The 11,899-nt window shown below is 47.0% G+C and carries 7 protein-coding genes and 1 pseudogene; 6 read left to right on the top strand and 2 right to left on the bottom strand.

All coding sequences use genetic code 11. From position 1 onward, the window contains the following. Nucleotides 1-300: NADP-dependent isocitrate dehydrogenase (locus QTO00_RS06765; RefSeq protein WP_331423833.1), on the bottom strand; the 300-nt coding region annotated here is incomplete at its 3' end. A gap of 302 nt (nt 301-602) precedes the next feature. Here QTO00_RS06765 and QTO00_RS06760 point away from each other — a divergent pair. Both QTO00_RS06760 and pulA read left to right on the top strand, forming a co-directional pair. Beyond that, nucleotides 603-1,295 carry a pseudouridine synthase gene (locus QTO00_RS06760; protein WP_331423831.1) on the top strand — a complete coding sequence of 231 codons (693 nt, stop codon included), beginning with the start codon at nt 603-605 and terminating at the stop codon, nt 1,293-1,295. A gap of 318 nt (nt 1,296-1,613) precedes the next feature. Then, nucleotides 1,614-5,981, top strand: a complete 4,368-nt coding sequence (gene pulA, locus QTO00_RS06755; protein WP_331423829.1) for a pullulanase-type alpha-1,6-glucosidase — start codon at nt 1,614-1,616, stop codon at nt 5,979-5,981. A gap of 96 nt (nt 5,982-6,077) precedes the next feature. Here pulA and aspS read toward each other — a convergent pair whose 3' ends face one another. After that, complete coding sequence (gene aspS, locus QTO00_RS06750; RefSeq protein ID WP_331423827.1) at nt 6,078-7,856, bottom strand: aspartate--tRNA ligase; 1,779 nt, start codon at nt 7,854-7,856, stop codon at nt 6,078-6,080. A gap of 275 nt (nt 7,857-8,131) precedes the next feature. Here aspS and QTO00_RS06745 point away from each other — a divergent pair, with 275 nt between their 5' ends. The 4 genes and pseudogenes from QTO00_RS06745 to QTO00_RS20985 form a co-directional block, all read left to right on the top strand. Further along, entirely contained in the window at nt 8,132-8,998 is an 867-nt protein-coding gene (locus tag QTO00_RS06745) for a DUF72 domain-containing protein (RefSeq protein WP_331423835.1), read from the top strand. 110 nt (nt 8,999-9,108) lie between these two features. Next, a complete protein-coding gene (cmoA, locus tag QTO00_RS06740; RefSeq protein ID WP_331423826.1) occupies nt 9,109-9,846 on the top strand; it encodes a carboxy-S-adenosyl-L-methionine synthase CmoA in 738 nt (245 codons plus the stop codon). 167 nt (nt 9,847-10,013) lie between these two features. Continuing rightward, entirely contained in the window at nt 10,014-10,985 is a 972-nt protein-coding gene (gene cmoB, locus QTO00_RS06735) for a tRNA 5-methoxyuridine(34)/uridine 5-oxyacetic acid(34) synthase CmoB (protein ID WP_331423824.1), read from the top strand. 544 nt (nt 10,986-11,529) lie between these two features. Further along, nucleotides 11,530-11,899 (top strand): annotated as a pseudogene (locus tag QTO00_RS20985) (ATP-dependent zinc protease family protein); the annotation flags it as partial.

Below are 11,899 nucleotides of genomic sequence, written 5' to 3'. Positions count from 1 at the left end.
TTTGATTGCCGCTTGCAGTTGCGGAATTGAAGCTGAGATGTTTGGCAGTTTTATGATGTTAGCTTCTGGCGTTTTAGCCAGTTCACCTAGTTCAGCTAGGGCGTCACCAATGCGTTGCTCGTCTGTTAGATACTCTGGGAAGTTAGCAATAATACGCCCAGCGAGAGAGATATCACGAGTGTCGACGTTGATGCCTGAAGAAGCAGTAAATGATTGAATAATCGGTAGTAGAGAGTATGTCGCTAGTGCAGGTGCTTCGTCAGTAATGGTATATATAATGGTAGGTTTTTCTGTAGGCATGAAATTTCCCTATTGTTCTAACCGGATCACCTTAACCGTGATCCTATGTGTGTGTCCGCTAACAAGTTATGATTAATCCCCTCACTTGCTGCGATTTTTTCTGTCTCTTTTTGTTTTGGTCACTTAGTAAGCGACATCCTTGAGAGCAAATAGTTTTGAATAGATATAATTAAACAAAATTCAAAGAATAGTCTATTATTCTGTGCTCCGAACCTGTTTTCGGGCGCGCAAATGATATCTCATTCTGCATCTCGTTAATAGTTTTAGGTACACTTCGTTTACATTTTTGCAAGGTAGTTAACATGCCCCCACGTCCAAAGCATGACGCTAAATCCTCTGATCCAAGAAAGGGAAAAAACAGTTTTAAACGTCCTTCTACGACTAAAGGATACAGCGGGCATTCCTCTCGCAATAGAAAAAAAACAGCCAGTAATAAACCCAAAATTGCGCCTGAAGATCGCAAAGTGATCCTATTCAACAAGCCTTTCGACACCCTAAGCCAGTTTACCGATGGTGAAGGAAGAAAAACACTTGCTGACTTTATCCCAATAAAAGATGTTTATGCGGCAGGCCGACTCGACCGCGATAGTGAAGGGCTTATGGTGTTAACGAATGACGGTATATTGCAAGCCAAGCTTACTCAGCCTAAATCTAAGTCGCCAAAAACCTACTGGGTGCAAGTCGATGGTGCGCCTTCACAAGCAGATCTAGACAAACTTCGTAAAGGAGTCGAGCTTAAAGATGGCATGACGCTTCCCGCAACCATTGAGGTTATCGAACAACCTGATGTGTGGGAACGTACCCCACCCGTTCGATTCAGAGCCAATATTCCAACCACTTGGCTAGCGATTACCATCATTGAAGGACGTAACCGACAAGTAAGGCGAATGACCGCTCACATCGGCTACCCAACACTAAGATTGATTCGTTACTCGATGGGTGGGTTTACTCTTGATGACCTTTCTTCAGGAGAGTGGAAAGAGGTTCAAATCTAGTACTTTAGTTTAATTATCATAATGTTAGCTATTTTCTAAAGCGAAATAAGCCACTCATTTTAGGCATACACATCACATAACGTTAGGGATGAGACCGAGGTTTTATCCTCCTCTCTCTCTACTTCCCCTCTAGCGATTTTGCTTAAACAACTGATCCCATATCACGCATTTCACCCCATAACACTGCTTAAATTGTGACCACGAGTCCCGAAAGCGTAATTTTCGCACCAAGAAATAACTTAGCCTAAATCGCTCACACATTGTTGGCAGTCATTCCCTCTAAGATCGCAAAGCCTACTATAACAATGGACGTGAAACGTGAAACAACAATTGAAATTGTCGACACTGAGTAAAACCATGCTACCGGTACTTACCGTGCCGCTGCTCTTGGCTTGTCAGCAAGAAACCGACTGTACAACACCTCAACAATCAGCCGATCAGATCAACATTCCTGCTTGGTGTGAAATGCCAAAAGAGCCAGAGGTTACCGAGAAACAGCGCTTAATCAGCTACATAGTAACGCCGGAAGAGAACGCTTTTTTCCACCCACATGGCGCTAACAATCGTGACTGGGTATTAAAGTGTGGCAACAAGAAGTTCCGCGCCGACGGTACCGATGAGTATGGCCCATACTGGTTGCTTAAATCGCGCAAAGCCTCTGGTTCATGTACTGTCAGCCACAAAGGTTCTGACGTAGTTTCAGTAACACTTGATCCTCAAGCTCAGTACCAAGGCATTACAGAACAAGGGGAAGTGGTGAACGAGAACCGCCGCGCGACCCTACTCACATCGCTTGGCCTCGATCAAAAAGGCACCGATGTTAAGCTGCCTCAAATCGATGCACCGGGTGAACTTGCAGCGCCACCAGCCGGTCACTTTGCCATCCAACTGTATGACCCAATGGGTGATTACCAAGAAGCGGGACAAGGCTTAAATGGTTATGCCAACTACAACCTTCACCTATGGAACAACGGCACACCTTGTGCAGCTGGCGATCCTGCTGGGTTCAACAACGGATGGGATGACACCTCCGTCACGCCTGATGCGGCGGACCAGTACGGTCCTATCTGGTATGTACCGGTTACTGATGACCCTAGCCAGTGTTTCAATGCGATTGTGCGTAACGGCAATAAAGATAAGATCATTGGATCTGATTTAACCGTCGATATTTCTGCTATTGATACTCAGCCTTCAGTAACTTACGTTCCTGGAGACAGTACTGCTTACGCTAGCCGAACCTTTGTATACGACAACCTTGATCTAGGCTTCAATGTTGATACTGTTGGCGCGATCTTATTGGATGAAAGAACACTAGTCTGGAAAGGCGCTCAAGGTGCTGACCAAGTTCAGATCATGTTCTCAGAGAAAGGGAACTATCAAGTTTCAGACCAAGGAGTGGTCAGTGCACTTTCAATTAAACTGACGCCAACCTCACTAAACGATGAGCAACAAACGCGTTACCCTCACCTAGCCGACTACCCAGCGTTTGAAGTACCCGCTGCTCTATATGGTTTAGTTAAGACCAGCTTAGTCGCCGTAGCTTCTGACAGTAATGGACTAGAGGAGCCAGCAACACTTCGCTCTGTCACTGGTGTGCAATATGCAGGCGCACTAGACGCTATGTTTGCCCCAGAGGCCACTGAGCTTGAATTTGGTGCCGTTTATGATGACAGCCGAGTCACCTTCCGCCTTTGGGCACCAACCGCTCAAGACGTCGACCTAGTTGTTTATGACGAAAACAAGGTTGAGCTCAAACGCTACCCAATGACTGAAGATATCTACTCAGGGAGTTGGACCGTGAAGAAACGTATTCGCGCGGTAGACGGTAAGTACTACCGCTATGCGATGAAGGTTTTCCAACCGCGCGATCAAGTCACCGCAGAATACGAAGTGACCGACCCATACTCAGTGAGCTTGGCAACCAACTCAACTCACAGTCAAGCCATCAACCTTAATTCAAATGACTTAAAACCATCGGGTTGGGATTCACTCCAAGCGCCTCATTCGCAAAATGAAGCCAACGGTGACTTAGCAAAAGTAACGATCTACGAATCCCATGTGCGTGATTTCTCCGCTCATGACGCATCTACTGACAACAAAGGTAAATACCTAGCGTTTACTGAGAGTGGTACTGCGCCAGTCAATCACCTCAAAGAGCTGCAACAAGCCGGTATGACTCACTTGCACCTAATGCCAGTGTTCGATATTGCAACCATCAATGAAGATCCTGAGCAGGTTGCCAACATCGATGAACCGTTTAGCAAACTATGTAACCTAGTATCAGCAGTAAACAGTGATGTTAACTTCAGTGGTTACTGTGATAGTGGGCTAACCATTGCTGACGTCTATGCTGAGCTCTTAAACTCAGACAACAAAGCAACACCACTGGTACAAGACCTAACTCAGTACGTACGTAGCGTCGACGGCTACAACTGGGGTTATGACCCATTCCACTACACAGTGCCGGAAGGTTCTTACGCAACAGATGCGGAAGGTACACAGCGTATCGTCGAGTTCCGTGAAATGGTTCAAGCGGTGAAACAAGACATCGGTATGAACGTGGTCGTTGATGTGGTCTACAACCATACCAATGCTTCAGGTTATCAAAGCGATAAGTCTGTACTCGATAAAGTCGTGCCGCTTTACTATCACCGTCTGGTGCCTGATACAGGTGCGGTTGAAACCTCGACCTGTTGTGAAAACACCGCACCAGAGCATGCAATGTTCGCCAAACTCATTGACGACTCGATTCAAACATGGGTTCGCGACTACAAAATTGATGCCTTCCGTTGGGATCTGATGGGCCACCACCCACTGAGCCAGATAGAGCAAACATTAGCTGCTGCGCGTGAAATCAATCCTGAAGTTTACTTCTACGGTGAAGGTTGGAATTTCGGTGAAGTGGCAGATGACAAGCGCTTTGTTCAAGCCACTCAGAAACACTTAGGTGGCACAGGTATCGGTTCGTTCTCTGACCGACTGCGTGACGCTGCGCGTGGCGGTAGCCCATTCGAATCTGGTGATGATATTCGCCGCATGCAAGGCTTCGCGACCGGTGCTGCTGTTCTGCCAAATGAGCTCACCAATTACAGCGGTGAAGAAGCAGAAATCGAGCTTGGACGTGCACTACACCAAGCGGATCTGATTCGTTTAGGTATGGCGGGTAACTTGAAGACCTTCAAGATGGTCGACTCGACCAATCAAACCTTGCTCGGTCAAGATATTGACTACAATGGCCAAGCGGCAGGTTATGCCGACCAGCCGTGGGAAATCCAAAACTATGTGTCGAAACACGACAACCAGACGTTTTGGGATATCAATATGTATAAGGTTGCAGAATCTGCTAGCACAAACGTAAGAGTAAGAATGCAGACCATTGGTGCAGCAAGCGTACTATTAGGTCAAGCAATGCCATTCAATCATATGGGCGGGGAACTGCTTCGCTCGAAATCGATGCAGCGCGACTCCTACGACTTTGGCGATTGGTACAACCTTATCGACTTTACCCGTTCAGACAACAACTGGAACAAAGGCTTGCCTGCGGCGGAAAAAGACATCGCCAACTACGACCAAATAGAACGTGCAATTGCGGACGTAAACTCGCAGCCTACTCCATCTGACATTGACGCTATGCTTGTCAACTACAAAGAGCTACTGCGCCTCCGTCAATCAAGCAAGTTGTTTACCCTGCCTAGTGGCGAGGAGATCATCAATCGCGTTGATTTCCGCAATACGGGTAGTGCGCAAACTCCGGGCTTGATCGTCATGACGGTGGACAACGGCATCACCCAGAGCTCAGACATTGATCCGAACCTAGATGCCTTGGTTATCGTGCTCAACGCAACGCCAGATCATCAATCGTTCGGCTACTTCAATGATCATACTGGCAACCGTATTGAGTTAAGCGGCTTCGAACTAAGCGCTACGCATAACGAAGGCAACATGTCTAACGGTGCTTACTTCAATGCAACTAACCAAGCCTTTGAAGTTCCTGCTTGGTCTGTGGCAGTGTTTGAGCAAGCGCGGGATGGCGAACGTGGTCTAGGCTTGCCTGTATCAGAAAAGCTCGGTGACCTACCTCCATTTGGCACGCGCAAAGTCTACATTGCGGGTGGCTTCCCTCTCGCAGTATGGAACCCAGCGGCAATTGAGATTCCTTACCTAGGCGAAGGCGTCTACGGTGTGACACTTGGCCTAGATAGCGACACAGGTTACAAGTTCACCATGGGATCATGGGATGAGCAGTTCAGCTGCGGCGGTAGCGATTGTCCATCAAACTTCCAAGGACTAGGCATGTACCAGTTCAAGCTTGATGCGACAAATACAGACTCACCGGTAGTTCTTGATGCACAATTAGTCGAAAGCTATGTGGATAAAGAGTGGTTCATCCCTGGCTCACTATCTGGCGGTTGGGATCATACGGCTAACCGTAAGATGAGTGCAGAGACAAGCGGCCAAGTTACTTTCACTACCGCTACGCTAACTGCAGGCTCATCTTATGAGTTCAAGTTTACTTGTGGTGGTTGGGGACAGTGCGAGCATGGTGCCGATGCCGTTATTGCTGGCGCAGACTCTCTGCCATTTGCTAACAACTCAGGCAACATCAGCTTCACGCCAGATAGCGATGGTGCGTTCCAAGTGCAGTTTAACTTCTTAACCAAAGCAGTAACCATCAGCGCGCTATAGACAACCTATAGACGTAAAAAAAAAAAGCCGCTTCAATTTATTGAAGCGGCTTTTGCTATTCAGAGAAATCAAATACTCAAAATAGTTGAAGAGTATTTACTCTTGTTCTTTCTTCTCTGCAGCTTTAACCGCAATCGCTAGCTCTTCAAGCGCCGCTGGGTTCGCTAGGCTTGGCGCGTCTGTTAGTAGACAGCTTGCGTTAGTTGTTTTCGGGAATGCGATAACATCACGGATGTTCTCTGTACCACATAGCAGCATTACTAGACGGTCAAGACCGAATGCTAGACCTGCGTGTGGAGGCGTGCCGTACTTAAGTGCGTCTAGTAGGAAGCCAAACTTCGCTTGTTGCTCGTCAGCTTCGATACCTAGGATATCAAATACTGCTGATTGCATTTCAGCGTTGTGGATACGTACAGAACCACCACCCACTTCGTAGCCGTTGATTACCATGTCGTATGCGTTTGAGTTTGCAGCCGCTGGGTTCGCTTTAAGCTCCTCTGCAGTCACACCTAATGGCGATGTGAATGGGTGGTGCATAGCGTGTAGGTTGCCTTCGTCATCTTCTTCAAACATTGGGAAGTCAACAACCCATAGCGGAGTCCATGCTTCAGTGTCTGTTAGCTCAAGGTCAGTACCTAGTTTCAGACGTAGCGCGCCCATTGCTTCTGCAACTGTGTTTGCTTTGTCTGCACCGAATAGGATGATATCGCCAGTCTCTGCGCCAGTGCGATCAAGAATGCCGTTAATCACTTCTTCGTTTAGAAACTTAGCGACTGGAGACTGAATACCTTCCATGCCTGCAGCGCGGTCGTTAACCTTCATCCAAGCTAGACCTTTCGCACCGTAGATACCAACGAACTCACCGTAACCGTCGATCTGCTTGCGAGTTAGTTTAGCACCACCTGGTACGCGGATGACTGCAACGCGACCTTTGTCATCATTTGCAGGGCCAGAGAAGACTTTGAACTCAACGTCTTTCACTAAGTCAGCAACGTCCACAAGCTCTAGTGGGTTGCGTAGATCTGGCTTGTCAGAACCGAAACGACGAATCGCTTCGCTAAATGGCATGACTGGGAACTCACCTAGGTCAACGTTTAGTAGCTCTTGCCACATGTCGCGAACCATCTTCTCTGTCGTTGCACGAACTTGGTCGACCGTCATGAATGACGTCTCGATATCGATCTGAGTGAACTCTGGCTGACGGTCAGCACGCAAGTCTTCATCACGGAAACACTTAACGATTTGGTAGTAACGATCAAAACCAGACATCATCAGCAGCTGTTTAAATAGCTGTGGAGACTGAGGAAGTGCGTAGAAGCTACCTTTGTGAACACGGCTTGGTACTAGGTAGTCACGCGCACCTTCTGGCGTCGCTTTCGTTAGTACTGGTGTTTCGATGTCTAGGAAGCCGTTGTCATCTAGGAAACGACGAACAAAGCTTGAAGCTTTTGCACGTAGCTTGATGCGATCGCTCATCTCAGGACGACGTAGATCTAGGTAACGGTACTTAAGACGCTGCTCTTCAGAGTTGTTCTGGTTGAAGTCTAGCGGCAGAACGTCTGCACGGTTGATGATTTCAAGGCCTTTAGCAATGATCTCAACTTCACCCGTTGCCATGTCTTTGTTTACTTGGCTATCTGGACGAACACGAACTTCACCCGTTAGCTTGATACAGAATTCATTACGTAGCGTGTTAGCCACTGCGTACGCCTCTGCCATATCTGGATCGACAACTACCTGAACAACGCCTTCACGATCTCGCATATCGATGAAAATAAGACCGCCTAAATCACGGCGACGGTTAACCCAGCCGCAAAGTTCTACAGTTTGTCCTGCAAGGGACTTGTTCAGGTGACCACAGTAATGGGTACGCATAATGAATTTCCCAATCTCTTAAAATTTGTTGATTACTCTCTATCGGTGTTAAGTTTACCCATAGAGCAAAGTTCCATTTATACGCTGAAAGTGGGCCGAGATCGACCACCTAACGTACAATTTATTGCGATTTACTATCTATTGATGCTTTTTGAACCAGTAAAGGCGCAAAACCGCAGCAATATGTAAAAATTGGCGCTGATTATAGCCCTAATATGGGGAGTTCGGCAAAACTCTCATTCAGTCAATTAAAACAAGAGAATGTCACGGCGAATATGGACGGTTTACCTATCAGACTCGGCCTGACCATGTGGTCGCACAATAACTGGCAAAAACGCTTCTATGGCAGTGGCACCAAGCCCGGTGAAAGACTAGAAAAATACGCTAGCGTGTTCCACACCGTTGAAGGTAATACCACTTTTTACGCCACTCCTAATAGTGTCACAGTCAATAACTGGCGCGCCGCTACCCACGATGACTTTCGCTTTACCTTTAAGTTGCCACAAACTATCACTCACCAACAGATGTTGCGCGGATGTCAGGCAGAGCTGAAAAGCTTTATGTCGATAATGCAGCCACTCCATGACCGAATAGGTCAATGGACCATTCAACTCCCTGCCGCGTTTGGCCCAGAGCATTTAGATCGTTTAAAGCAGTTTTGTGCGCTATTCCCACCCCACTACCCTATCGGTATTGAGGTTCGCCATCCTGATTTCTTTGCTAAAGGCGATGCCGAGAAAGCGCTCAATGCTTGGCTCATTGAGCAAGGCTACGATCGCATCATTATGGACAGCCGCCCAGTATTTGCCGCCAAACCTGACAACGAAGCGATTATTGATGCCCAGCAAAAGAAACCGCGAGTGCCCGTTCACGCCATTGCTACCGCTAACCATCCAATGATTCGATTTATCGGCCACCCGGAAGAAGAGCAAAACTATGACTTTTTCATCCCTTGGCTGAGCAAACTGACAATGTGGATTGAGCAAGGCAAGCAACCTTACGTGATGATTCACACTGCAGATAACATCGTCGCGCCTGAGTTAGCGGCTAACCTATACAAACAACTGCAACTAAAGGCCGCCTTACCCGACTTAAACCCATTTCCAGCCAACGATGGCAACGCACAGATACAGATGTTCTGAAGCGATTGACGGCAAAACATGACAGAAGGGTAAAATTCACATAAAATACGCGCCTTTTTAATGGCTGATGATCGGAAATAGGCGTTATTCCGGGCTAAGAGAATCGAGTTATGAACCCTAACAGCAATCCAGATACTATTTTTTCGGCTCCAATCGATAAAATTGGGGATTTCACCTTTGATGAGCGCGTGGCAGAAGTATTTCCTGACATGATTCAGCGCTCTGTACCGGGTTATAGCAACATTATCTCAGCTATCGGCATGTTGGCGGAACGTTTCGTAAAGCCGCACTCGAGCATCTATGATTTAGGCTGTTCTCTTGGAGCGGCTACGCTCTCTATGCGCCGCCACATTAACCAAGAAGGTTGCCAAATCATCGCAGTGGATAACTCATCTGCCATGGTCGAGCGTTGCAAATTGCACGTCAACGCATACCGCAGCGACACGCCGGTTGATGTCGTTGAAGCAGATATTCGCGATATCGAAATTGAAAATGCCTCCGTTGTTGTACTTAACTTCACTTTACAGTTTCTTTCGCCTGAAGATCGCTACACGCTACTTGAAAATATCTATGCTGGATTGCGCCCAGGCGGCATTTTGATTTTGTCTGAGAAGTTTGTATTTGAAGACCAAGCGTCTAACGAGCTTCTGATCGATCTACACCATGATTTCAAACGTGCCAACGGCTACAGCGAACTCGAAATCAGTCAAAAGCGCAGTGCGATCGAAAACGTCATGCGCCCAGATTCGAAGAAAGAACACAAAGAGCGCTTTGCCAAGATCGGTTTTAGCAGCTTTGATGTATGGTTCCAGTGCTTTAACTTTGGATCTATGTTCGCGATAAAATAAGATTCGCGATACAGCTCGCTGTAATTAATACGTCACCCTCAAGAGCGAGGAACGAGCGAGTTGGGGATCTCCCGCGACAACGAAAAATCGAGATTCCCTATCACGTTCGTCCCTCACTGTAGGGAATGACAAACTTAACTTTTACACCATCAAATCAGTGAAAAACTATGTTTAACTTTGCCAACTTTTATCAGTTAATTGCCTCAGACACGCGTCTTCAACCTTGGCTAAATGTACTGCCTCAACAGTTAACCGACTGGCAAAATGCTGAACATGGTGATTTCGGTCGCTGGCTTAAAGCGCTGAATAAAATCCCTGAAGGCTCCCCTGATCAGGTTGATCTTAAAAATTCGGTGACGATTGCCAACGATACCCCTTTCCATACCGGAGAGCTGAAAAAGCTAGAGAGCCTATTGCGAACTTTCCACCCATGGCGTAAAGGCCCGTACCACCTGCACGGTATTCATATTGACACCGAATGGCGCAGCGACTGGAAATGGGACCGCGTACTACCGCATATCTCACCGCTAAAAGATCGCAGCATATTGGATGTGGGCTGTGGTAACGGTTACCACATGTGGCGCATGCTTGGTGAAGGCGCTCGTTTATGTGTCGGTATTGACCCGTCGCACCTGTTCCTCATTCAATTCGAAGCGGTTCGTAAACTGCTAGGTAACAACCAGCGTGCACACCTGCTTCCGCTTGGCATTGAGCAGCTACCTAAACTCGAAGCATTTGATACCGTGTTCAGCATGGGCGTGCTCTATCACCGTCGTTCGCCGCTTGATCACCTAATTCAACTCAAAGACCAACTGGTTTCTGGCGGTGAATTAGTGCTTGAAACTCTGGTCATTGAAGGTGATGAGAACTCGGTACTGGTGCCCGTTGACCGCTACGCGCAGATGCGTAACGTCTACTTCTTCCCATCAGCAAAAGCGCTGAAAGTTTGGCTGGAGCAAGTTGGCTTTACAAATGTACGTATCGTAGATGAGAACGTAACGACAACGGGTGAGCAACGTACTACAGAGTGGATGACGCATAACTCGCTACCCGACTACCTAGACCCTAGCGACCCAAGTAAAACCGTTGAAGGACACCCAGCGCCACGCCGCGCGGTTCTCGTTGCAACAAAACCATAAGGCCTTAAGTGTAAGAATATTAGAGAATTGACAAAGAGTTAACTCAACTTATTTGCCAACCCATTCCCCTCTATCTCAATCCCCAATACAATATCAAGGATGCCTAGCATCCTTGTATTATTAATGTATATAGTTCCTAAGATCACTTTTTCGTGCATAAGCACAGCATGTGGCTTGTTCGTGGCAAAAACTATACGTTAAACTCCCTGTCTATCTATCGTCTTAATAACTTTCAGGTTTATAAATGTTGACAAGATTTACCCCGGTTGTAGCGCTTATGCTGCTGTCTGGTTGTACGCTGACAAATAGTGAGCAATACCACCAAGAAACATTAGCTGCAATTCAAGCTTCAGAATCAAATCTAACCAACCAGAATACAAACCTATCTCTGCAGTTAAGTAACCAATCAGATTATATCGAAAGCCTTGAAGAACAGGTGCATGAGCTAGAGAAGCAAATCGTTCTACTTCGAGCTGACGAACCCAAAGACACGGAAAACAAAAGCCCGACAGTGGTTGAGAAAAAAACTAGACCAACGCCGACACATCCCATTGTGTTAGGTGAAGTAGAAAAGGTCAGAATTGATGCGATCAAGCAATCTTTTGATGCTCGTGTTGATACAGGCGCTGCCACCTCATCACTCAATGCGGTCGATATCGAACAGTTTGAACGCAATGGAAAGAACTGGGTTCGCTTCCACCTATCAAACGGCGATCAAGAGCTCAACGATACAAACTGGATCGAAGCGCCGATTGTACGCTTCGTGAAAATCCGCCAGTCAACCAATGAGAAAGTGGAACGTCGAGCTGTCGTTGAATTGTGGGTTAAACTCGGAAAAATCCATGAAAAAGCGCAATTTACTTTGGCAGATCGCTCTCAAATGAGTCATCCTGTACTCTTAGGTCGTGAATTTA

The organism is Vibrio sp. M260118 (assembly GCF_036533755.1).
Taxonomy (GTDB): Bacteria; Pseudomonadota; Gammaproteobacteria; order Enterobacterales; family Vibrionaceae; genus Vibrio.
The sequence above is the reverse complement of the archived record's forward strand: the minus strand, read 5'-3'. Positions and strand labels throughout refer to the sequence as shown.

Excerpts from the sequence above, each read along its gene's own strand:
- QTO00_RS06745 (WP_331423835.1), top strand. The coding sequence starts at position 8,132 with ATGGACGGTTTACCTATCAGACTCGGCCTGACCATGTGGTCGCACAAT.
- QTO00_RS06760 (WP_331423831.1), top strand. The coding sequence starts at position 603 with ATGCCCCCACGTCCAAAGCATGACGCTAAATCCTCTGATCCAAGAAAG.
- cmoA (WP_331423826.1), top strand. The coding sequence starts at position 9,109 with ATGAACCCTAACAGCAATCCAGATACTATTTTTTCGGCTCCAATCGAT.
- cmoB (WP_331423824.1), top strand. The coding sequence starts at position 10,014 with ATGTTTAACTTTGCCAACTTTTATCAGTTAATTGCCTCAGACACGCGT.
- aspS (WP_331423827.1), bottom strand. The coding sequence starts at position 7,856 with ATGCGTACCCATTACTGTGGTCACCTGAACAAGTCCCTTGCAGGACAA.